22 protein-coding genes and 1 tRNA gene are annotated in these 19,534 nt (G+C 63.4%); 13 read left to right on the top strand and 10 right to left on the bottom strand.

Going from position 1 to position 19,534, the window contains the following annotated elements; genetic code table 11:
* The first annotated feature begins 173 nt into the window (after positions 1 to 173).
* The 4 genes from AWB65_RS16800 (at position 174) to AWB65_RS16785 (ending at position 3,511) form a co-directional block, all read left to right on the top strand.
* Entirely contained in the window at positions 174 to 410 is a 237-nt protein-coding gene (locus AWB65_RS16800; RefSeq protein WP_087668233.1) for a hypothetical protein, read from the top strand.
* A 189-nt stretch (positions 411 to 599) separates the two neighbouring features.
* Positions 600 to 2,048 (top strand): alpha,alpha-trehalose-phosphate synthase (UDP-forming), encoded by a 1,449-nt coding sequence (otsA, locus tag AWB65_RS16795; RefSeq protein ID WP_087668232.1) that lies wholly within the window; start codon positions 600 to 602, stop codon positions 2,046 to 2,048.
* 107 nt (positions 2,049 to 2,155) lie between these two features.
* On the top strand, positions 2,156 to 2,506 hold the full coding sequence (locus AWB65_RS16790; protein ID WP_087668231.1) for a chemotaxis protein: 351 nt from the start codon (positions 2,156 to 2,158) through the stop codon (positions 2,504 to 2,506).
* Positions 2,507 to 2,602: 96 nt separating this feature from the next.
* Positions 2,603 to 3,511: a YihY/virulence factor BrkB family protein gene (locus AWB65_RS16785; protein WP_087668230.1), complete on the top strand. Its 909-nt coding sequence runs from the start codon at positions 2,603 to 2,605 to the stop codon at positions 3,509 to 3,511.
* Positions 3,512 to 3,568: 57 nt separating this feature from the next.
* On the opposite strand, the gene AWB65_RS16780 is transcribed toward AWB65_RS16785, so the two are convergent.
* On the bottom strand, positions 3,569 to 5,059 hold the full coding sequence (locus AWB65_RS16780) for an RNA polymerase factor sigma-54 (RefSeq protein WP_087668229.1): 1,491 nt from the start codon (positions 5,057 to 5,059) through the stop codon (positions 3,569 to 3,571).
* Positions 5,060 to 5,524: 465 nt separating this feature from the next.
* Between AWB65_RS16780 and AWB65_RS16775 the strand changes: the two genes are divergently transcribed.
* Together AWB65_RS16775 and AWB65_RS16770 are read left to right on the top strand one after the other, a co-directional pair.
* Positions 5,525 to 5,866 (top strand): BON domain-containing protein, encoded by a 342-nt coding sequence (locus AWB65_RS16775; protein ID WP_087655084.1) that lies wholly within the window; start codon positions 5,525 to 5,527, stop codon positions 5,864 to 5,866.
* Positions 5,867 to 6,060: 194 nt separating this feature from the next.
* The gene (locus tag AWB65_RS16770) at positions 6,061 to 6,339 is read left to right on the top strand and encodes a hypothetical protein (protein ID WP_087668228.1); all 279 of its coding nucleotides are present in this window, start codon (positions 6,061 to 6,063) and stop codon (positions 6,337 to 6,339) included.
* A gap of 138 nt (positions 6,340 to 6,477) precedes the next feature.
* Here the strand turns inward: AWB65_RS16770 and AWB65_RS16765 are convergent, their stop codons facing one another.
* Positions 6,478 to 6,930, bottom strand: a complete 453-nt coding sequence (locus tag AWB65_RS16765; protein ID WP_087655082.1) for a PA2169 family four-helix-bundle protein — start codon at positions 6,928 to 6,930, stop codon at positions 6,478 to 6,480.
* Positions 6,931 to 7,137: 207 nt separating this feature from the next.
* On the opposite strand from AWB65_RS16765, the gene AWB65_RS16760 reads away from it, so the two are divergent.
* On the top strand, positions 7,138 to 7,377 hold the full coding sequence (locus AWB65_RS16760; RefSeq protein WP_087668227.1) for a hypothetical protein: 240 nt from the start codon (positions 7,138 to 7,140) through the stop codon (positions 7,375 to 7,377).
* Positions 7,378 to 7,417: 40 nt separating this feature from the next.
* On the opposite strand, the gene AWB65_RS16755 is transcribed toward AWB65_RS16760, so the two are convergent.
* From AWB65_RS16755 to AWB65_RS16730, 6 genes are all read right to left on the bottom strand, one after another.
* The gene (locus AWB65_RS16755) at positions 7,418 to 8,002 is read right to left on the bottom strand and encodes a hypothetical protein (protein ID WP_087668226.1); all 585 of its coding nucleotides are present in this window, start codon (positions 8,000 to 8,002) and stop codon (positions 7,418 to 7,420) included.
* A gap of 52 nt (positions 8,003 to 8,054) precedes the next feature.
* Positions 8,055 to 8,393, bottom strand: coding sequence for a DUF1488 family protein (locus AWB65_RS16750; RefSeq protein WP_235007652.1), 339 nt, complete (start codon positions 8,391 to 8,393; stop codon positions 8,055 to 8,057).
* Complete coding sequence (locus AWB65_RS16745) at positions 8,390 to 8,968, bottom strand: DUF4142 domain-containing protein (protein ID WP_087668224.1); 579 nt, start codon at positions 8,966 to 8,968, stop codon at positions 8,390 to 8,392. The genes AWB65_RS16750 and AWB65_RS16745 overlap by 4 nt, the downstream gene beginning before the upstream one ends.
* 142 nt (positions 8,969 to 9,110) lie before the next feature.
* A complete protein-coding gene (locus AWB65_RS16740) occupies positions 9,111 to 9,665 on the bottom strand; it encodes a type 1 glutamine amidotransferase domain-containing protein (protein ID WP_087668223.1) in 555 nt (184 codons plus the stop codon).
* 339 nt (positions 9,666 to 10,004) lie between these two features.
* Positions 10,005 to 11,372: an MFS transporter gene (locus tag AWB65_RS16735; protein ID WP_087668257.1), complete on the bottom strand. Its 1,368-nt coding sequence runs from the start codon at positions 11,370 to 11,372 to the stop codon at positions 10,005 to 10,007.
* A gap of 70 nt (positions 11,373 to 11,442) precedes the next feature.
* The gene (locus AWB65_RS16730; protein ID WP_087668222.1) at positions 11,443 to 11,946 is read right to left on the bottom strand and encodes a YbhB/YbcL family Raf kinase inhibitor-like protein; all 504 of its coding nucleotides are present in this window, start codon (positions 11,944 to 11,946) and stop codon (positions 11,443 to 11,445) included.
* Positions 11,947 to 12,212: 266 nt separating this feature from the next.
* On the opposite strand from AWB65_RS16730, the gene AWB65_RS16725 reads away from it, so the two are divergent.
* The gene (locus AWB65_RS16725) at positions 12,213 to 13,724 is read left to right on the top strand and encodes a sensor domain-containing diguanylate cyclase (RefSeq protein WP_087668256.1); all 1,512 of its coding nucleotides are present in this window, start codon (positions 12,213 to 12,215) and stop codon (positions 13,722 to 13,724) included.
* A gap of 7 nt (positions 13,725 to 13,731) precedes the next feature.
* Here AWB65_RS16725 and AWB65_RS16720 read toward each other — a convergent pair whose 3' ends face one another.
* Positions 13,732 to 14,127, bottom strand: a complete 396-nt coding sequence (locus tag AWB65_RS16720; RefSeq protein ID WP_235007651.1) for a hypothetical protein — start codon at positions 14,125 to 14,127, stop codon at positions 13,732 to 13,734.
* A gap of 140 nt (positions 14,128 to 14,267) precedes the next feature.
* On the opposite strand from AWB65_RS16720, the gene AWB65_RS16715 reads away from it, so the two are divergent.
* The 3 genes from AWB65_RS16715 (at position 14,268) to AWB65_RS36350 (ending at position 17,302) form a co-directional block, all read left to right on the top strand.
* Entirely contained in the window at positions 14,268 to 14,948 is a 681-nt protein-coding gene (locus AWB65_RS16715) for a TetR/AcrR family transcriptional regulator (protein WP_087668221.1), read from the top strand.
* A gap of 134 nt (positions 14,949 to 15,082) precedes the next feature.
* A complete protein-coding gene (locus AWB65_RS16710) occupies positions 15,083 to 16,972 on the top strand; it encodes a bifunctional sugar phosphate isomerase/epimerase/4-hydroxyphenylpyruvate dioxygenase family protein (protein WP_087668254.1) in 1,890 nt (629 codons plus the stop codon).
* Positions 16,973 to 17,128: 156 nt separating this feature from the next.
* The gene (locus AWB65_RS36350) at positions 17,129 to 17,302 is read left to right on the top strand and encodes a hypothetical protein (protein ID WP_159907658.1); all 174 of its coding nucleotides are present in this window, start codon (positions 17,129 to 17,131) and stop codon (positions 17,300 to 17,302) included.
* An 83-nt stretch (positions 17,303 to 17,385) separates the two neighbouring features.
* Here the strand turns inward: AWB65_RS36350 and AWB65_RS16705 are convergent, their stop codons facing one another.
* A complete protein-coding gene (locus AWB65_RS16705) occupies positions 17,386 to 17,736 on the bottom strand; it encodes a hypothetical protein (protein WP_235007650.1) in 351 nt (116 codons plus the stop codon).
* 214 nt (positions 17,737 to 17,950) lie between these two features.
* Here AWB65_RS16705 and AWB65_RS16700 point away from each other — a divergent pair.
* Both AWB65_RS16700 and AWB65_RS16695 read left to right on the top strand, forming a co-directional pair.
* Positions 17,951 to 18,025 (top strand) — tRNA-Arg (locus tag AWB65_RS16700).
* A 102-nt stretch (positions 18,026 to 18,127) separates the two neighbouring features.
* Positions 18,128 to 19,504 carry a DUF6538 domain-containing protein gene (locus tag AWB65_RS16695; protein ID WP_087668220.1) on the top strand — a complete coding sequence of 459 codons (1,377 nt, stop codon included), beginning with the start codon at positions 18,128 to 18,130 and terminating at the stop codon, positions 19,502 to 19,504.
* Positions 19,505 to 19,534 lie beyond the last annotated feature (30 nt).

Raw genomic sequence — 19,534 nt, 5'->3', positions numbered from 1 at the left:
GCCGATTCCCCTAAAACGTGCAAGTGTTGAAGAAAGTTCTACGTTCACTGTAGTCATTACAACGAACGGCGTAACAATGACCGGCGCTCGCTGAGCGGCTCCGGTCGTTTTTTCGCTTCGGGTTTCATCGCCGCCGACTCCTTCGCACGACGGCCTTCTTCCTTGGAGGCATCATGAGGCACCCCGCACTTCGACGCTCCGCGCGTCATTCGTCCAAACGCGAAGCGCGCGCCGAGGCCGCCAAGGAGGCGCCCCCGCCCGTTGCCGCATCGGACGGAACGCCGCACGATCCCGCCGGCCAGAACCGCCCCGCGCCTGACGCCCCGCCCGATGGCGAGCACAACCAGGGCGGCGTGCGGCGCGAAGGCATCGACTATCAGCGCGATCTCGGCTCGGAACAGGACGCGTAAGCAAAGGCGTCGCGCATCGCCTTCGCGACGCCATTTTTTCTCCGCGACGCGCCATCGCCGCGTGTTTTCGTTCGTCGGTAACATCCAAATACAAATTTTATTCCGGCTGTCTCAAAGATCGGCACGGGTTTTGCATACCTTCTATCGCCAATTCGAGCATGCAACGACAACTGAAGAGGTGACGCTGTAATGAGCAGATTGATCGTGGTATCGAATCGCGTCGCGCCGATCCAGGAAGGCAAGCCCGCTGCCGGCGGCTTGGCGATCGGCGTGCTGGATGCGCTACAGGAGACAGGTGGCGTCTGGTTCGGGTGGAGTGGCGAGATCGTCGGCGAGGCATCGGCGCCGGTGATCGAGAAACGCGGCAACGTGACCTACGCGACCGTCGGACTGACGCGCCGCGATTACGACCAGTATTACCGCGGCTTTTCCAACGCCACGCTGTGGCCGACGTTCCACTACCGCAACGACCTCTCGCGATTCGATCGCGAGGAATATGCAGGCTACGCGCGCGTGAACGCGGGCCTTGCCGCGAAACTCAAGGCGCTGCTGCAGCCCGACGACATCATCTGGGTACACGACTACCACTTGCTGCCGTTCGCGCAGGAATGCCGTGCGCTCGGCATTACGAATCCGATCGGATTCTTCCTCCATATTCCCTTCCCGGTTCCCGAAGTGATGCGCACGGTGCCGCCGCACGAAGAGCTAATCAAGGCGATGTGCAGCTACGACATCGTCGGATTCCAGACCGATGCGGATAAACAATCGTTCGTCGACTACATCGAGCGCGGCAAGCACGGCCACGCCAGTGACGACGGCATGATGCAGGCCTACGGCCGCATGCTGAAAGTGGGTGCGTATCCGATCGGCATCTATCCGGACGCCATCGCGAAGGCCGCCGAGCAGTTTTCGAATCGCAAGCCGGTCAAGAGCCTGCGCGACAGCATGCGCGGGCGGAAGCTCATCATGAGCGTCGACCGACTCGATTATTCGAAAGGGCTCGTCGAGCGGTTTCAGGCGTTCGAGCGGCTACTGCTAAACGCGCCCGGCTGGCATGGCCGCGTGTCGCTCGTGCAGATCGCGCCGCCGACCCGCTCCGACGTGACGACCTACCAGCGCATCCGCCAGAATCTCGAAGGCGAGGCGGGGCGCATCAACGGCCGGTTCGCGCAGCTCGACTGGACGCCGATCCAGTATCTCAACCGCAAGTACGACCGTAATCTGCTGATGGCGCTGTTCCGTTTGTCGCAGGTCGGTTACGTGACGCCACTGCGCGATGGCATGAATCTCGTCGCGAAAGAATATGTGGCCTCGCAAGACCCCGCCGATCCCGGCGCGCTCGTGCTGTCGCAATTCGCTGGCGCGGCGGATCAAATGCCGGGCGCGCTGGTGGTGAATCCGTTCGATTTGTCGCAGATGTCGGAGGCGCTGGAGCGCGCGTTGTCGATGCCGCTGGCCGAGCGTCAGGCGCGTCACGCCGACATGATGGCACCGTTGCGCGAGAACAATCTGTCCGTGTGGCGCGATTCGTTCCTGCAGGATCTGCGCAGCGTCGCGACGGCTGCATCGGTCACGAAGAAGACGGTGAAGCAGGTTGCCGAGGCGAAACCGCGGACAGCGAAGGTCAATCACGCGTAGTCGCGTTCTGTATCGTTGAGAACCCCGCGTCTGGCGATCAGGCGCGGGGTTTTGCTTTTTGCGGCACGCCGTTTGCGGTCCCCTCCGCTAACGATCAACGGAGGTCAATGATGAGCGGAAGCACACTGAACCCGCCTGATGAGGGCGGCGTGGAAATTGGCAAGGGGCACGGCACGGGCGCGCTCGGGCCGAGCGATTCGTCTGACAGCGGCTCGGACGTGCAGGGCGAAAAGCGCTATCCGGGCGACATCGAGGACGAACTCGACAACCACGCGCTCGGCCAGTCGGCGGCGGAACTCGCGAGCGATACTGACCGCTACGGCACGGGCGAAGCGGCATCGGCGGATGGCGACAACAATCTCGCCGCCGACGCCGATATCCTCCCCGACGAAGTGACGGACGAAACGCGCGACATCAGCGACGAAACCGCCGATCCCGAAGACGACGAAACGCTGTGACGTAGCAAAGCGGCGCATTCCGAAAGGCATGCCCGCTTTTTACATCAACTGGCGTTACGATCGGCGTTTTGAGCCGCACGCCTCGCCACGCCGACGATGAATCACGACACCCCGAATCCCGCACCGGTCGCCGAGGGCCGGACCTCGAAGCTGCACGGCTGGCTGTCGTGGATCGTCGACCCTGTCACGCAATGGACGCAGGACCACTGCCTGATGTTCTCCGCATCGATCGCGTTTTTTGCGGCATTTTCGATCGCGCCGACGCTCGTCATCGTGATTTCAGTGGCGAGCATCTTCTTCGGCGCCGATGCCGTGCAGGGACGGCTTTTCGGCGAAATCAGCGGCGTCGTGGGCGTGGACGCGGCGCACGCGCTCGAAGCGATCGTCGCGAACGCCTGGCAGGCGGACATTGCGCGGCGCACGGCGATTTTGTCGGCGGCGGCCGTGCTGATCGGCGCCTCAGCGACGTTTTCTTCGTTGCACAGCGCGCTGAACGTGATCTGGCCGACGCCCGCCGTCAGCGCGCGCGAGAGCGTTTTCAACCTGCTGCGCGTGCGGGCGATTTCGTTCGGGCTGGTCGTCGGCTCGGGGCTTTTGATCGTCGCGCTGCTCGTGCTCGATGCGCTCGTCGAGTTGCTCGGCCACCTCGTCCTTGGCGACGGCAGTCCGTACGTCTTTCTCGCGAGCGTCACGCAGCGCGCGATCACGCTCGCCATGCTGATGCTCGCGTTCACCGTCCTGCTGAAATTCCTGCCCAGCACGCGGATGCAGTGGCGCGATGCGGCGCTCGGTGCGCTCGCGGCTGCGCTGCTGTTTGAAGGCGGCAAGCGCCTGTTCGCGTTCTACCTCAGTCACGCGGGCACAGCGAACATGTTCGGCGCGGCCGGGTCGCTCGCGGTGATCCTGATGTGGCTCTATTACTCTGCGGCGGTGTTCCTGCTCGGCGCTGAGCTCGCCGCGACGGCGGCGCGCAAGCGCACGCATCGCGAGTCGGGCTGGCGATAGAAACAAAAACGCCTTCGAAAAAAACCTCGAAGGCGCTGGAAAACCGAAAGAAACTGGTCAGGCTTGCTGGCGGCGCAATTCCGCAGGCGGCACCTTCATCAGATGCCGGTACTTGGCCACCGTCCGGCGCGCGACGATCACGCCCTGATCCGCGAGCATCTTCGCGAGACTCACGTCCGACAGCGGATCGTTCGAATTTTCCTTCGCGATCATTTCCTTGAGCAGCGCGCGCACGGCCGCGGCCGAGCACGTTCCGCCGCTTTCCGTGCTGAGTTCGCGCGGGAAGAAGTGCTTGAATTCGAAGATGCCGCGCGGCGTCGCCATGTACTTGTTGCCCGTGGCGCGCGAGATCGTCGATTCGTGGAGTTCGAGTTCGTCCGCCACGTCGCGCAGCACGAGCGGCTTCAGCGCGATTTCGCCATAGTCAAAAAATGCCTTCTGATGCGACACGATGCATTCCGCGACGCGCTGAATCGTCGTGAAACGCTGCTGCGCGTTGCGAATCAGCCAGCGCGCCTCCTGCAACTGCTGCGCAAGCGGCGATCGGCTCGCCCCCGCCGATTGCGCGAAAAGCTCCGCATACATCCGGTGGATGCGCGCCCGCGGCAAAACGGCAGGGTTGATGGTCACGACCCAGCTTTTCTTGACCTGCCGCACGATTACGTCCGGCACAACGTAGTTGTCCTCCGCCTGGCCGTAATTCTCGCCCGGTTTCGGATCGAGCTTGCGCACGAGCGCGCAGGCGATGCGCAACTCCTCCGCGCTGCAGCCGATCTTCTTCTGTAATTCCGCTTGCTCGCGGCGTGCGAGCCGCTCCAGATGATGCGTCACGATTTCGAGCGCGACGGCGCGGCCGGGCGTCGTCGACGGCATCGCTTCGAGTTGCAGCGACAGGCATTCCGACAGATTGCGCGCGCCGACGCCCGGTTTGTCGAGCGATTGCACGAGCTTGAGCGCGATGTTCAGTTCGTCTTCGAGCAGCGTGGGATGGATGTCGACCAGCGCGGCCAGTTCGGAGAGATCCTGGCGCAGATAACCGTCGTCATCGAGCGCTTCGATAATCAGTTGCGCGACCGCGCGATCACGGTCGTTCAGCGGATAAAGGCGCAGCGTGTCGTGCAGCGTGTCATGCAGCGACGGCTCGATGCGGACCCAATCGGCGGGATCGGAACCTTCGCCGTCGCCGCCATTGCGCGATGCCGAGCGACCGAACGGATCGGACGAGAATTCGCCCATTGAATCCTCGTGCGACGACGAATCGCCGTTGTCGGAGGAATCCTGAGCGCTGTCGGCGGCGAGCGGCGCTTCGGCCGGGCTTTCGGCGGGGCTCGATGCCGTCGAGTCGGTCATCGAACTGCCATTGTCGTTGCCGAGGGCGTTGTCTTCGGTCGTCGACTCGTCGTATTCGAGGAACGGATTGGTGTCGAGCGCGTTGCGCAACTCCTGCTGGAACTCGAGTGAAGAAAGCTGCAACAGGCGGACCGATTGTTGAAGGCGCGGCGTGAGCGCAAGGCTTTGCTTGGTACGGAGTTCTAGTGATGGCGGCATTGCGTGGAAATCCTCGATTTGTTCTTAACGAAACGTCTTGCGTGCTGGCCTTTTAAGCACGAGCCGTGCCATGTGTGCCGACACCCGCTTGGCGTCTCGTTTTCGCGCTCCGTGCACGCGGATTGCGGGGGCGATCGCTGGCCGCTTCCACGCAGTTTTTACACGTCCTCCGACAAAAGCGCCGCAGGGCGCGATGCGTTTTCGAGCGCGTCGCGAACGTCGAAATCCCTTCGTCGAAGAAATGTTTAGTGTGGCCCGCAAACCCAGTCACCACGCGGTTTTCCGTCCGATGAGACGCGCGCGGACCCGGTCGCTTTTGCCCCTGCGGCACACAAGTTGCGGAAGAGCTTGCACGTTTCGCGTCTACGGGGCGTGACGTATAAGAGCTTCACCTAACGAGACGGTCCGACTGGCGTGAGCCAGCGCGACCGTACTTTCAAAAACTGAAAAGAAGGAGTTATTTCCATGAAAACGACCCAGATCCTGAAGGCAGCCGGCGGTATCGCAGCGGTCGTGTTCGCGCTCAACGCGAACGCGCAAGTGACGACGACTCCGCCGTCGGCACCGGCGGACACCACGGTGGGAACGAAGGTCGATGACAGCGCGATCACGACCAAGGTCAAGGCCGAACTGCTCGCCGCGAAGAACGTGAAGTCCACCCACATTCACGTGAAGACGATCAAGGGCGTCGTATCGCTGACGGGCTCGGTGCCGTCGGCGGACGACAAGTCGGCGGCGGAAGACGTCGTGTCGGGCGTGTCGGGCGTGTCGCACGTCAAGAACCACCTCAAGATCGTCGCGAAGTAATGGCGAAGGCGCGTGAGGCCCGGTTCGCCGGGTCTTGCCGATGATCCGCGCGGAATGCGGCCGTTCGATCAACGGTCGCGTCCCGCGCGGATTTTCATGCGAAGAAGTGAGCAGGGCGCAGGTCCGGACGACGTTAGAACAAGGCTGCATCGCTATGCGGATGCAGACAGGCACCAGGGAAAAAGGAGATTTCGATGAAGAGCACGAAAAAATTTGCATTGATCGGCGCGATGACATTCGCGTTCACGGCATCGGCGTTCGCGCAAAGCGCGGGCGGCGGTAATAGCGGCGGCGGCGCATCGAACGGGCCGTCGGCGGCGCCGGACTCGATGAACGCGGCGTCGGGCGCGATGGCCAAGCCGTCGAAGGGCACGACGCTGCATCAGCAGAACAAGGCGCACAAGCAAAAGGGCGCGGCGGCGGCTGCGGCGGCATCGTCGCTTGGGACGAACGACAAGGGCGCGCCGCAATAATCGCGAGCGTTGCATCCTGAAAAGCCCGGCCGTGTCAGCGCGCCGGGCTTTTTTTCGGGCGCGCGCGTGAAAAAGCCGCCACTGCCGTGAGGCAGTGGCGGCTCGATGCTACCTCGCGCTTGCGGCGCGTCGTCTTGGTTACGACTTCGCAGCAGCGTACTGGTCGCGCAGGTCACGGATGCGGTCGTGATTCTGAATCACGCCCTGATACTGACGCTCGACGACCGCGCGCACGTCGGCCGGCAATTCCTTGTCGAGCGCATCGCGATAGTTCTTCTTCGCGACGTCTTCACCGCGTTCGCACTCCGCGAGAATCGCGTGGTCGTCACGACCGGTCACCGCCGACTTCACTTCCATCCAGCCGCGATGCAGCGCACCGCCGACCGTGCCGCCCGTTTCCGGCGTGCCGCCCAGGCGCTGGACGAGTTCCTGTAGTTCGCGCGCGCCGCGCGTGCAGTCTTCGGCGCGGCCTGCGAACAGCTGCTTCAGGCTCGGATCGCGCGTGTCTTCAGCGGCCTTGAGAAAGCCCTTTTCTCCGTCCTTCGACGTTTCAACGAGATCATTGAGTACCGATACGATGTTCGTGCTCATGTAATACCTCCTTAGAGTAATCGAAGTTTCCCGCAATGAGTCCCGATGCGGGACGCGGTCCATAGCTAGTTGCACGCGACGTGCCTGGGTCTTCGATTCGAGCGGTTTTTTTACGCTTTTCTTCGCGCGGCATGGTGCTTGCTTTTTTCGGCCCGACATAGGCGCGTCGGCCTCTACAAACGCGCCGTAACGACAAGGAATAACGTGATGAAGATCGACCACCGCGAGTTGCTTGTCTTCGTGGCGATCGTGAGTTCCGCGATCGTCATGCAGATTCGGCAACACGCGCTGGATACACAGGAAGAAGCGCCGGAGGTGCGCGTCGAGCAAATGTGCGAACCGCCCGATACAGCGCGCACGCTGCAAGTCGTACCCGCGACATGCGAGCGTCCCATCGACAGACGGAGCGCTGTGCCACGCGCAGGCTGCACGCGGGTCTGGGTATGAAAAAACCGCCTGGCTAGGCAGGCGGTTTTTTCACAACGCTTCAGGCACGTCGCTCGGCGTATTCACCCGCCGGTTGCGGCGGCTTCAACGGATCGAAATCGCTCCATCGACCTTGTTGCCAGCGGCCCGACGCGCGCTCGATGTCCATCCCGCCCGACTCGCGCAGAATCGTCGCCGCATCGTCCTTCGATTCCGGGGACACATGCACCGCGACGAGCACGCCCGCATGCCGCGCATTCTCCGCGTTGTGCTGCGACCCCGGCGAATGCGGCTTCGACTGACGCATCAGCGACATCGCGCCTGCCAGCGACCCGACGTACGCGCCGACGCCGGCCGCTACCGCCGACACGATCAGCGGCGCCTTGAACACGGCAAACACCGCCGCGCCGACGATCGCGCCGATCACCGCGCCAATCGTCACGCCACGCCCCGCGCCCTTGGGCGCGGCCTGCGCGCCGGCATCGGTGCCGACGTCGCCGCCGATCGGGTGGCGCGCGTGCTGGCCGCTCGGGTTCACGAAAAACAGCGTGACGTCTTCCTCGACGAAACCGCGCGCGAACAGCCGCTGCGCGGCAGTCTCGGCGGCCTGGAACGTCTGGAAACGGCCTGCAATGATCAGCGACATGTTGCCTCCGTTTTCGGATGGATTTATTAGACGGACGGGAGCGCGCCGTAGCTTACTTCGGCTCCATCCCCGTGACGCGAAAGAGGCCGCTTCTCAGCACGACCGGCTGGCCGCCGTTGTCGTCGAGCACTTCGGCGCACACCGCGCGGATGCGCGGGCGTCCCTGCTCGTAAGCGGGCAGAATATGCTCCTCGCGCGCCGATTCCGCGCCGAAATGGTCCTCCAGCGCCTCGACCGTGATCGAGCAGACGACCGGCTGGCCGTCGACGAGCGCGGTGAAATTGAGTTCCAGGTCGACGCCGTCGAAAACCGGCGGATCGTCCGCGAAGGTGATGTGCATGGTCGAGTCCTCATAGGCCGGACGATGGGGGAAAGCGGGAAGGGCGCTCATGCCGATGCCTTCGCCTTCGCGAGCTGCTGCGCCATCTCGAAATGATGCTGGATGATCGGCAGCGCGCGGGTTGCCGCGGTTTTGAGCTGGGCGTCGTTACCGCTCTCGCTTTCCTTCTTGAAGAGCTCGACGGCCTTCTGATGGCCGCCGACCACTTTCTCAATATATGCCTTGTCGAACTCGGCGCCCTGAAGATTTTGCAGACTGCCGATCACCGCCGAATCCGCGCTCGGCGCCGCCGTGATGCCGTGGCGCTTTGCGAGGATGTCGAGGTTGCGCGCGAGCTTCGCGTGATCGGCGATCATGCGCTGGGCGAAGCGCTTCACCTGCGCGTCGCTCGATTTACTGAGCGCGAGCTTGCTCGCGGCGATCTCGGTGGCGCCCGACTGGCCCGCGTCCTGAATGAACTGCTGGTCGCCCGGCGAGAGTTTTTCGGTCGCCGACATCGCCGAGGCGGCCTTCGTGGCATCCGATGCCGCTTCGCCCTGCGCCTGAGCAAGCGAGGCGAACGCGCAGCCGAGCGCGAGTGTCGCGGCGCAGAGGCTGTTCAGTTTGATAAGGTATTTTTTAGGCATTCTGGTCCCCTGTGTCGATCCAGAGTGGGCGCTGTCCGCCAGTGCGCTCACTCGGGTCCCATGCAAATTGCGATTGCGCGTCGCGTCGGCCGGGCTGGCGGCGCGCCGCGCATTCAAGCGCGGCAGCATCGGAAGGCTGCGCCTACGCGGCGCCTTGCCGCCCGCCCAACGCATCGATCAACGCTTGGTTGAAAGCGGGCAAATCGTCGGGCTTGCGGCTCGTGATCAGGTTGCCGTCGATCTGCACTTCCTGGTCGACCCACGTGCCGCCAGCGTTACGAATGTCGTCCTGGAGACTTGGCCAGCTCGTCATCGTCCGGCCCGCAACGATGCCCGCCGAGATCGGCAGCCAGCCGCCATGACAAATCACCGCGATCGGCTTCTGCGCCTGATTGGCGGCTTTGACGAAATTTTGCGCTTTGGCATCGACGCGGATTGCATCGCTGTTCACGACGCCGCCGGGGAGTACCACTGCGTCGTAGTCGTCCGGCCTGGCCTGATCGAACGTCAGGTCGACATCGATCTTGTCGCCCTTGTCGACGTGCTTGAATCCCTGGATTTGCCCCGGTTTTTGCGAGATTACGACGACCTGCGCGCCGGCTTCCTTGAGCGCGCGCCGCGGCTCGGCGAGTTCGGCTTGCTCGAAGCCGTCGACCGCAAGAATCGCGATCTTGTAGTCATTGAGCGGATTGGGCACGAAAACACTCCTTTGCGCTTGCGATGAGGCGGGATAACGGTTCCAGTTCTCGGGGAACTTCGTCCTTTGGCCGCAGCAAGGGGTGTGCCCAGCGTATGGAAGCGCTTGCATCGAAATGCCAGGCGCGTGTTCAAGCCGCCTGCTGTCGGGACGCTTTGGCGTTGCGCGTCTAACGCTTCATGCCAGCCAGCGCGCGCGCCGTCAGGCGGCTTCAACATTGCCTGGGGGCGCCGGTGCGCGCCCGGCGTCCAGCCGCGTCAGCGCCGCGCCTGGCGAGTCTACTGTCGGGCCGCGTCCGCGCTGACGCTCAGGCGCTCAATGATCGCGATGCGTTCCCGCTCAAGCCGCTTCCGCGCTGCGCCTGCCCGCGAGCCGCATCAAACTGACGACCGCCGCCGCCGCAGCGAATCCAGCCGCGACATAAAGCGTGATGATCGCGCCATGCTGCGGCGCGACACCGAAGATCAGCGCGACGAGCGCCGCGCCGAGCGTTTGCCCCGAGAGCCGCGCGGTGCCGAGCATCCCGCTCGCGCCGCCGCTGCGATTGCGCGGCGCCGACGACAGCATCTGCCGGTTGTTCGGCGACTGGAACAACCCGAAGCCGAGCCCGCAGACAGCCATGCGCCACGCGATATCGAACGGAGTGGGATGCATGCCGGTAGTCGCGAGCAGCAAGAGCCCGGCCGTCAGGATCGCGAGCCCGATCCCGCCGAGCATCCCCGCCGAATAGCGGTCCGCGAGCACGCCCGCGAGCGGCGCGACGAATACGATCACGAGCGGCCACGGCGTCATCAGGAAGCCGGTCTGGACCTGCGTCATGCCGAAGCCGTCCTGCAGTAGGAAGGGCAGCGAAACGAACGTCAGCATCTGCGCGGTAAACGAGCAGAACGACGTCGCGATCGAAAGCGCGAACACGGGAATGCGCATCAGATCGACGGGCAAGAGCGGCGCACTCTGCGTGAGTTGCCGCCGCACGAAGAAGTAGCCGATCACGCCCGCCGCCACGAATTCGGCGATCACGTACGGACGATGCTCGCCGTGGCCGAGGCCGTCGACGGCCGTGATCGCGAGGCCGAACACCAGCGCGTTCATGAGCGCGCTCACGTAGTCGTAGGGCCGGCGGTGGCCGGGCGTCGGCGGCAGCGCGCGCATCCCGAGCGCCAGCGCGACGATCCCGATCGGCACGTTGATCGCGAACAGCCATGGCCACGGCGCGATCGAGAGCACCCCCGAGGCGACGGTCGGTCCGACCACCGACGAGATCGCGACGACCGTCGCGTTGATGCTCACGCCGCGCCCGAGCTGGTCAGGCGGGTAGATCATGCGCACGAGCGCCGTGTTGACGCTCATGATCCCGGCCGCGCCGAAGCCCTGGATGACGCGGGCGAGCGTCAGCGTCACGAGCGAATTCGAGAGCGCGCACGCGAACGACGCAACCGTGAAGACCGCGAGCCCCGCCATATAGACGCGCCGGTAGCCGATCCGGTCGCCGAGCGAGGCGAGCGGCAGAAGCGCGATGGTGATGGTGAGCGTGTAGGCGTTGACGACCCAGATCGAGTCGGCGGGCGCGGCGTCGAGCGTGCGGGCGATGGTCGGCAGCGCGACATTGGCGATGGCCGAATCGAGCACCGCGAGCGTGATGCCGAGCGCGACGACGGCGATCGCCCAATAACGTTGGGGAAAAGGTAAGCCTTGTTCTGCGTCCATCGATCGGCCAAAAAGGAAGGCGCGTGGCCGCTTCGCCCGCGCCATTGTTTTTCTTGAGAGACCGCCGCCGTCACTTCAGCTCGTAGAGGCCCGTGTAAGTCGCCGAATCGATTTCGTTCAGATGCGTCATGAAGCGCGCGACGGCGTTGGTCGCGTTGGCATCGAGTTCGAGCCTGCCCGCCTGCAGCGCGTGGATGCGGAAGATGTAGCGATGCGTCTTGTCGCCGCGCGGAGGCGCCGCGCCGCCGAATCCCACCGTGCCGTAGTCGTTGCGCAACTGCAGCGCGCCGGTGGGCAGGAGGCTGCCGTCCGCCTTGCCGGCGTTGCGCGGCAGCGACCGGACGTCGGGCGGAATGTTGACCACGACCCAGTGCCAGAAGCCGCTGCCGGTGGGCGCGTCAGGATCGTAGACGGTGAGCGCGAAGCTCTGCGTTTCGGCGGGCGGGTCGTCCCACTGCAAGGCGGGCGAAATGTTCTCGCCCGCTCCGCCGAAGGCTTGCTGATCGAACTCCTGCGCCTTCGTCAGAAAGCCGTTGGCGGGAAATTCGTCGGACCAGATGCGGAAATCAGCCATGAGATTCGTGCCTCCTTTCTTCGGGTTGGGATCGCGGCGCTTGGAGTTCGCCGAACAGGCTGCGTCGCTGCAGCAAACATGCCCGCCGGTTCCTTATGCTGCCGGGCGATGCGGCGCCGGGCCGTTTTGAGTTTAGCATCGGCCCCGATTTCGAGATGACCCACGGAGTGCCGCCTGGCGCCGCACGCCCGCTGCTGCGGGTGTGAAATATGAAGCGCTACAATAATGAGACAAATCTGAAACCGGCGCGAGCCGAAAGGACGATGATGCTTAACGACGAGCGGCGCGTGGCCCACGCCGCGTCCCGGCCACTGAGCGCCGCGGCCGCAACCGCCCCTACCGACGACGCCGACATGTTCGACCTCGCGCCCGTCTCGCTCTGGCTGGAGGATTTCAGCGCGGTGCGCGAGCTTTTCGAAAGCTGGCGTGCAGAAGGCGTCACCGACCTGCGCGCGCATCTCGCCGAGGACCCGGCGCGCATCAGCGCGTGCTCGTCGCGGATTCGTGCGCTCAAGGTGAACCGCCGCACGCTCACGCTCTTCGCCGCGAAGGACGTCGATCATCTCGTGCTGAACCTCGCGAGCGTGTTTCGCGACGACATGTTGCAGACGCACGTCGACGAACTCGATCAGCTATGGTCCGGCAAGCCCCAGTTCGTGAGCCAGACGGTGAACTACACGCTCGACGGCCGGCGTCTCGACGTGCTGCTGAAGGCCGTGATCCTGCCGGGCCACGAGGCGCGCTGGGATCGCGTGCTGGTGACGATCGAGGACATCACCGAGCTGGAAGACGTGCGCCGCAAGGCCGCGCACAGCGAACTCTACGCGCGCGGGCTCTTCGAGCATTCGCCGGTGTCGCTGTGGGTGGAGGATTTCAGTTCGGTGAAGCAGTTGCTCGACGAGGTGCGCGAGCAGGGCATCGTCGATTTCCGCACGTTCACGAACGTGCATCCGGAATTCGTCGAGCGCTGCATGCAGGAAATCCATGTGCTCGATGTCAACCAGCACACGCTGAAGATGTTCGCCGCTCCGACCAAATCAACGCTCCTCGCGCGTCTCGCCGACATTTTCCGCGACGATATGCAGCAGCACTTCCAGGAGCAGTTGATCGACTTGTGGGAGCACAGGCTTTTTCATCAGCGCGAGGTGATCAACTATTCGCTCGAAGGCGCGGAACTGAATGTGCACCTGCAATTCTCGGTGTTTCCGGGACACGAGCGCGACTGGGACCTCGTGCTCGTCGCGCTCACCGACATCACGGCGCGTAAAAAGGCCGAGGCGTATCTCGAATTCCTCGGCAAGCACGACGTGCTGACAAAGCTGAAGAACCGCTCGTTCTATGTCGATGAAATCAACCGGCTGGAGCGCAAGGGCCCGTTCCCGGTGACGGCGATCGCCGTCGACGTGAACGGCCTGAAGGGCGTGAACGACCAGTTGGGCCACGCCGCTGGCGACGCGCTCCTGCGCCGCGCGGGCGAGGTGCTCGGCAAGGCGCTGGAGAAGCCGTTCCAGGCGGCGCGGATCGGCGGGGACGAATTCGTCGTGCTGCTGCCCGGCACCGACGAGCGCGGCGGCGAGCAGGTGATGGAGAGCATCCGGCAACTGGTGGAAGTGAACAACCAGTTCTATTCGGGCATGCCGCTCAGTTTCGCGATGGGCGCGGCGACGGCGCAGGACGGCGAGCGGCTGGAAGCGATGCTGCAACGCGCCGACGCTGTCATGTACGCGGAAAAGCGCGCGCACTACAGCAACGCGGAGAACGACCGGCGCGCGGACTGACTATTGGCTACTTCCCGCCGTTGGTGACTTCGTCGATACCGTGATCGAGCGCCGGGCACGCCTCGTGGATCTGCTTCGCATACTCGGCGGGATTGCTCGACTTGAGTTTCGCGAACCGGTCGACGGTTGATTGCGCTTCCGTGTAGCCCAGATTCCAGGCGCCTTCGAAGTCGGGTGCCGCCGGGAAGTTCTGCTTAGCCGCTGCCTTGAAACGATCGACTTTCGCGCGATCGATGTGGCACACGTCGGCCGCTCCGCGCGCGATGTTGCCGCTCGTGCGCACGCCTTCCATCGCGAGGCTTTCGGGCGAGGGTGATTGCTGCGCCATTTGCGCATTCGCGGCGAGCGGCGCGACGGTCAGGAACGCAACGATGGCGCCGGTCAGAACTGTCTTGAAGGTCATGCGATTCCTTGTGGGTTGCCGCGCGAATTATAGGCGAAGGACTATTCCCGCGATGCCCGGACCGACGGCCGGATGGCGCATTTCACCGTGCTAGAATCGATTTCCGATTGCCGCTCCCAGCCGAGACACCACGCAGAAAAATGAAAAAAGGAAGCAAGGCCGCAACGCCCGCGAGTGCTGCGCCTTCGCCGGAGACACGGCGCAAGTACGATCCGGAGGAGACCAAGCGCAACATCCTCGACATCGCCACGCAGGAGTTCTCGGCGATGGGGCTGGCGGGCGCGCGCGTCGATGCCATCGCGGAGCGCACGAATACCACGAAGCGCATGCTGTATTACTACTTCGGCAGCAAGGAAGGGCTGTACGAGGCGGTGCTCGAACAGGTCTACGGCGATATCCGCGCGCTCGAACAGGAACTGCAGCTCGCGGAACTGGAACCGCAGGCGGCGTTGCGTCAGTTCGTCGAATTCGCGTTCGACTATCACGACAAACATCGCGATTTCGTGCGGCTCGTCACGATCGAGAACGTGCACGCGGCGAAATATATCGAGCAGTCGAAAACCTTCAAGAACCGCAATTCGAGCGTCGTGCGCACGATCGAGGATTTGATCGCGCGCGGCGTGGCGGCGGGCCGGTTCCGAGACGACGTCGATCCGATCGATCTGCATCTGATGATCAGCTCGTTCTGCTTTCACCGCGTCGCGAACCGGCACACGTGGGGCGCGGCGTTCGGACGCGATCCCTCGGGGCCGCGCTCGCGTGCGCGGCATCGCGAGATGATCGTCGATGCGGTGCTAAGGTTCATGCGGCGCGAGAGCTAAGTCGTTCAAGGAAGCCGTTCCACATCTCCCGGAACGGTTTTTTTTGTGCCTTTAAAATTTGTACTGTCTGGTTAGTTTGCGATACCATGACCGCTCATCGGCGACAGCACGACCAGGAGGCGGCCTTGCGTTCCATTCGAACATCCATCGCGACGGTATCGATCAGCGGCACGCTCGTCGAGAAGCTGAACGCGATCCGCGCGGCGGGTTTCGACGGCGTCGAGATCTTCGAGAACGATCTGCTCTATTTCGACGGCACGCCCGCCGACGTGCGCCGCATGGCCGAAGACCTCGGCCTCGCGATCTACCTGTTCCAGCCGTTTCGCGACTTCGAGGGCGTCTCGCCCGAGCGGCTCGCGCGCAACGTCGAGCGTGTGAAACGCAAGTTCGACGTGATGCATGAACTCGGCACGGATCGCATGCTTGCGTGCAGCAACGTGTCGCCGGACACGATCGCCGACGACGCCCTCATCACCGACCAGCTCGGCGTCCTCGCGCGCGCGGCGGCGGAAGCGGGCGTGATCGTCGGCTACGAGGCGCTGGCGTGGGGGCGGCACGTCAAGTCGTACAAGCACGCGTGGCGGCTCGTCGATGGCGTGAATCACCCGAACCTCGGCCTCGTGCTAGACAGCTTCCACACGCTCTCGATCGGCGATTCCATCGACGAAATCGCATCGATTCCGGGCGAACGCATCGCGTTCGTGCAGATCGCCGACGCGCCCGTGCTCGCGATGGACGTGCTGGAATGGAGCCGTCATTACCGCTGCTTTCCGGGGCAGGGCGCGCTCGACGTCGCCTCGTTCACCGCGCGCGTGCTTGAAGCAGGCTACACGGGGCCGCTGTCGCTCGAAATCTTCAACGACGGCTTTCGCGCCGCGCCGACCGCCGTCACCGCTGCTGACGGCCACCGGTCGCTGCGTTTTCTCGAAGAAGAAGCGCGCTCGGTACTCGGCCAGAAGGCGCCCGGCATTCTGTTCGCGCCGCCCGAGCCGCCCGCGCACATCGGCTTCCAGTTCCTCGAATTCGCCGTCGACGACGCCACGCGCGCCGAAGTCGCCGGCTGGCTCGGCAAGCTCGGCTTTTGGCTCGCGGGGCGGCATCGATCGAAAGATGTCACGCTGTATCGGCACGGATCGGGATCGATCGTGCTGAACGCTGAAACCGATTCCTTCGCCAGCGAGTTTTTCCAGCAGCACGGGTTGTCGCTGTGCGCGTCGGCGTTTCGCGTCGACGATGCGAAGCGCGCCTTCGAGCGCGCCGCAGCCTATGGTTACACGCCGTTCTCCGGGCGGATCGGCCCGAACGAGCGCGTGTTGCCCGGCGTGCGCGCGCCCGATGGCAGTCTTGGGCTTTTCGTCGACGAAGCGCCCGGCGCGCCCACGCTCTGGGAATCGGACTTCGTGCTCGACGACGCTGGCGCGCCGCGCGAAAGCGGGCCGCTGGAACGCATCGATCATGTGTGTCTCTCGCTGCCCGCCGATGCGCTCGATACGTGGGTGCTGTTCTTCCGCACCGCGTTCGGATTCGAGGCGGAGCCGAGTGTACTCGTGCCCGATCCATACGGTCTCGTGCGCAGCCGCGCGGTGCGAAGCCGCGACGGGTCGGTCCGGATCGCGTTGAACGCGTCGATCGATCGTTACACGGCGGTGGTGGAATCGCTCGCGACATATCGCGGGTCGGGATTGAATCACGTTGCGTTCAGCACGCCGGACATTTTCGACGCGATCCCGCATCTTGCTGCGAACGGCGTCAAGTTTCTGCGCATCCCGCGCAATTACTATGACGATCTGGCGGCGCGCCATGCATTGCCCGACGCGCAGATCGACGCGATGCGCGAGCACAGCATTCTCTACGACCGCGACGAGCGCGGCGGGGAATTCTTCCATGCGTACACGGAGCAGCTCGATCAGCGGTTCTTTCTGGAGGTGATTGAGCGGCGCGGCGGATACGATGGATACGGGGCGGCGAATGCGGCGGTCAGGCTCGCGGCGCATGCGCAGATGCAGAAGGCGCGGCGCGGATGACACAGTTGTGTATTTGCAGGGGCGCGGTTGGCTTGAGGCGCACGCAAATGCAAAAAGCGCGTCACGGTTGAGCGGTAGCGCGGGCATTCGCGCATGAGTTTCCCATCGCGGTGACCTATCATTGAGACAGGGCCGCAACCGCAACGGGAGGGCGCCATGCACGATCTCAGCAACATCCTGGTCGGTCTCGCCGGACTGGCGGCCATCGCGATCGTGCTGCTCGCTCACGACTGGCGCGAGGAACATCGGCAGCGGATGCTGATGCGGCATGCGACCACTCACCACTCGCATCATCATCTGCGCGACTGGTGGATGCGGCATAGGCATTGAGCTGCATCGTCATTGATCGAAGGCCGTTCCGGCTGGTGCTGGAACGGCCTTTGTTCTGGCGTTTGCTTTGGGCAATCGTGCGATCAGGCGCTGCGCGCGCGCTTTTTCGCGCGAACCGTGACGCCAGGCGGAATCGCATCGGAGGCGTGCGGCTCGTTCGCCTGGACGCGTTCATCGTCCCGCTTCCGGCAGGCGGTTTCGAAAGCATCGAGTTGGAGATACAGCCGATGAACCGTCTGAATCTGCGTGCGCGACAGATGCGATGCCCGCGTGATGACCGCAAGCCTCTCCCGCCAGTACGACGGCAGCAGAATCGGACCACCGAAATCGCATTCGAGCGAGCGCCGCAACACCAGTTCGAGGTGCGCCAGATCCTGGTCTGCCAACAGCGCCGAAAACGCGCCTTGAGGCTTGGTATCGGGGTGGTCCATCATTGACTGACGGCATCGCCGGGGCTTGCTGGATAAGTAATTTCCCTTAGTGCCTATAGGTTTGCGCTTTCGGGGCGTACAGGAGAACGCGCGCGATCGTCTTTGCTATACTCTGCGATCGCTGGCAACGCCCCATGCAGCCAGCACCGGCGCCTCAATAGGAAGAGGCATGGAAGCCGGAAAGGCCACGCGACGACATCACCGTCCGGCCGGCCAACTCCCCGTAGTTCAATGGATAGAACGAGTGCCTCCTAAGCGCTAGATGCAGGTTCGATTCCTGCCGGGGAGACCATCGTAATGACCTATAATACGGTCAAAGCCGCTTCCAATAAGGCTTTCAAGGTTTCAAAGGTCCCTGTGTCGTACCACATTTCGTACCACAGGACAGACCACAATGCGCCTCAGTCTCTCACCAGTTTTAACCGTGACCGTCAAATACTTATGGCAGCGCTACCGCAATGGCGGGATGCTCTGGTTCAAGCGCCGCGTTCCTCGGGACCTCCAAGGAGTCCTTGGTTATCAATGGATCCAGCAAAGTCTAGGCACCGCAGACCCGAAGGTAGCCGCTAGGCTCATTAACCAGTTGGTTCGCGAACAGGACAAGCGTTGGAAGGCACTCCGGTCCTCGTCCACCAATGAAGTTATTGATGCACAGGCACGGCTGCTACTGACCGAGTACGGGATCAATCCCGACAGGCTAGGGGAGACCCCTGAGGGTGCTCTATGGGCCTTCCATGATCACCTAGACAGCCACCTACCGGAAGAAGCCCACACAGATTCCAACATCACCCCGGAGACAGTTGGTGGTTTTCTCCCTCCGGTCCAGCGAACAGCCTTTGATATCCAGCGAGGGAAACTCAGGCATCGCGCCTCCGACTGCCTACGGGAGTACGCTGTCGCTCGGGCAGATACGGCTCAGGCTCTCAAGTCCGCTACCTTGCCCTTTCAGTACCTCATCGGACTCTGTGGCGATAAGGATCTGTCTCAGTATCCGCGGTCGGACGTCCGGGCATTTGTCAAACACTTGGAGGACGGAAAGCACGCAACCAATGGCAAGCCAATCAGCGTCACTACCATCCAGAGATATGTGACGACCCTTCGCGCCGCTTTTGCTCGGTCCATCCGGGAGCATGAGCTACCAATTAAGAACGTCTGGGCAGGGGCCATCGAATATTCCAAGGACGCCAAGGGCGAACAAAGGCGCGAAGCCTTCACCGTCGCTCAATACAGGGCTCTCGAGAAGGGAGTAGGTGACATCGAACAGACAGACGATCTGGGGACGATGCTTACTCTCATTGCCAGCACAGGCGCCCGTCTAGCAGAAATAGCGGGCCTCAGGAAGGAAGACTGCCACCCTTCGGCACAGGTCCCCTACATCGATATCCGCCCCTATGAAACTCGCGATCTGAAGACCCCCGCGAGTACCCGCAAGGTCCCCTTGACCCCCGCGGCCCTACAGGCTCTCCAGCGGGCATTGCGTCTCGCCACTGGTGATTATCTGTTTGGTCGATACACAGACGACAAGGGGTGCAGGGCCAATGCAGCAAGCGCAGCCCTCGGTATTCGCCTCAGAACCTACGGAATCACAGCGACGACACATGGTATGCGCCACGGTATGCGAGACCTGCTGAGGGCCGTGGAGTGTCCGGAAAACATCGTCTGCGAAATACAGGGGTGGGCACAAGCAGGCCATGTTGCAAAGTACGGCTCTGGTTCTCCTCTTGGCGTCTTGGAGAGGTGGTTGAGGAAGGCTGCGGAGGCGGTACGCTGACGCTGCTACTGCCCCGAGTGCAAAACTTCC

It is taken from the genome of Caballeronia humi (assembly GCF_001544475.1).
Lineage (GTDB): Bacteria > Pseudomonadota > Gammaproteobacteria > Burkholderiales > Burkholderiaceae > Caballeronia > Caballeronia humi.
Note: the sequence above shows the minus strand (reverse complement) of the source record. Positions and strands in the feature narration are given on the sequence as shown.